The sequence below is a fragment of the Mumia sp. genome, assembly GCF_028803055.1.
Taxonomy (GTDB): domain Bacteria; phylum Actinomycetota; class Actinomycetes; order Propionibacteriales; family Nocardioidaceae; genus Mumia.
In genome coordinates this window covers 1-1,371 of the sequence record NZ_JARBCJ010000339.1, presented here as the reverse complement: position 1 = coordinate 1,371, position 1,371 = coordinate 1, and the positions used below count along the sequence as shown (strand labels likewise).

Sequence of the window (1,371 nt, the reverse complement as noted above, 5' to 3'; positions counted from 1 at the left end):
GCGTGCCGCAGGCAGCCGCATCGCCGCCAGGCGCGGAGCGAGCGTGGTCGACCTCAACCGCCGGTTGCAGTCGCGCGACCGCCGCCTCGCCGTCCTGACTGCCGGAGACCTGAAGCCCGCAGCAGTGCTGGAGCCGTCGTACGCACAGCTGTCGCCGACCGCGAGGATTCTCCTGCGTCGTCTGGGGGCGATCGAGGGGACGACCTTCTGCGCGAGTCTCGCGGCAGTGCTCCTGGACACGGACCTCTGGATCGCCGAGGACGCGGTCGACGAGCTCGTGGAGGTCGGGTTCGCGGGCCCGGGGGGCGGAGGTGCGTTCGAGGTGCACGGTCTGGTGAAGCTGTACGCCAGCACCCTGCACGCGGACGAGGGCCGTGCGCTCGGCGAGGGCGCCCGCGTGGCCGCCCGTGCGCGCGAGTGGCAGCAGTTCGCGGGCCGCGAGGAGGCACGCGGTGAGGTCCGCCTCGGGTGATCCCGGTGCCGAACTGCGTGTCTTCTTCGTGGTCACGCAGCATGCCCCGGCAGTCGAATCGTGAGGGGGCGCGAGCAGGACCGACCTGGTCGGACCCGACTGCGAAGGAGCCGCAGCATGCCGTACATCACTGCCTCGGACGGGGCACAGATCTTCTACAAGGACTTCGGAAGCGGACAGCCGATCATCTTCAGCCACGGGTGGCCGTTGTGCTCGGACGCGTGGGACCTCGAGCTCAAGCTCGCCGCCGAGGCGGGCTACCGGGCGATCGCGCACGACCGTCGCGGCCACGGCCGCTCGTCGCAGACGTGGGACGGCAACGACATGGACACCTACGCCGCCGACGTCGCGACGCTGGCCGACGAGCTCGGGCTGGACGACATCATCGTGGTCGGGCACTCGACGGGAGGCGGCGAGGCCGTACGGTTCGCGGCCCAGCACGGCCAGGGGCGCGTGGTGAAGGTCGCGACCGCCGGGGCCATCCCTCCGGTCATGGTCAAGTCCGAGTCGAACCCCGACGGCACGCCGATCGAGGCCTTCGACGAGATCAGAGCCGGGGTGCTGCACGACCGGTCGCAGTTCTACAAGGATCTGTCCGCGCCGTTCTACGGGGCCAACCGCGAGGGCTCGACGATCTCGCAGGGCCAGCGCGACGACTTCTGGCGTCAGTCGATGCTCGCCGGCCTGCACCAGGCGTACGAGTGCGTGGCGGTGTTCTCGGAGACGGACTTCACCGAGGACCTCAAGGCGATCGACGTCCCGATGTTCATCGCCCACGGTGAGGAGGACCAGATCGTGCCCATCGCGGATGCCGCGCTGAAGTCGGTCGACCTCGTCAAGGGCGCGACGCTGAAGGTCTATCCCGGATCGCCGCACGGCATCGCCGGGGCGTACCAGGA

General features: G+C 70.1%; 2 protein-coding genes. Both read left to right on the top strand.

What is annotated here, in order from left to right; genetic code table 11:
- Positions 1 to 472, top strand: a 472-nt coding sequence (locus tag PV363_RS17790; RefSeq protein ID WP_301023092.1) for a hypothetical protein, incomplete at its 5' end; no start/stop codon positions are given.
- Positions 473 to 589: 117 nt separating this feature from the next.
- Positions 590 to 1,371: alpha/beta hydrolase (locus tag PV363_RS17785; protein WP_301023091.1), on the top strand; the 782-nt coding region annotated here is incomplete at its 3' end.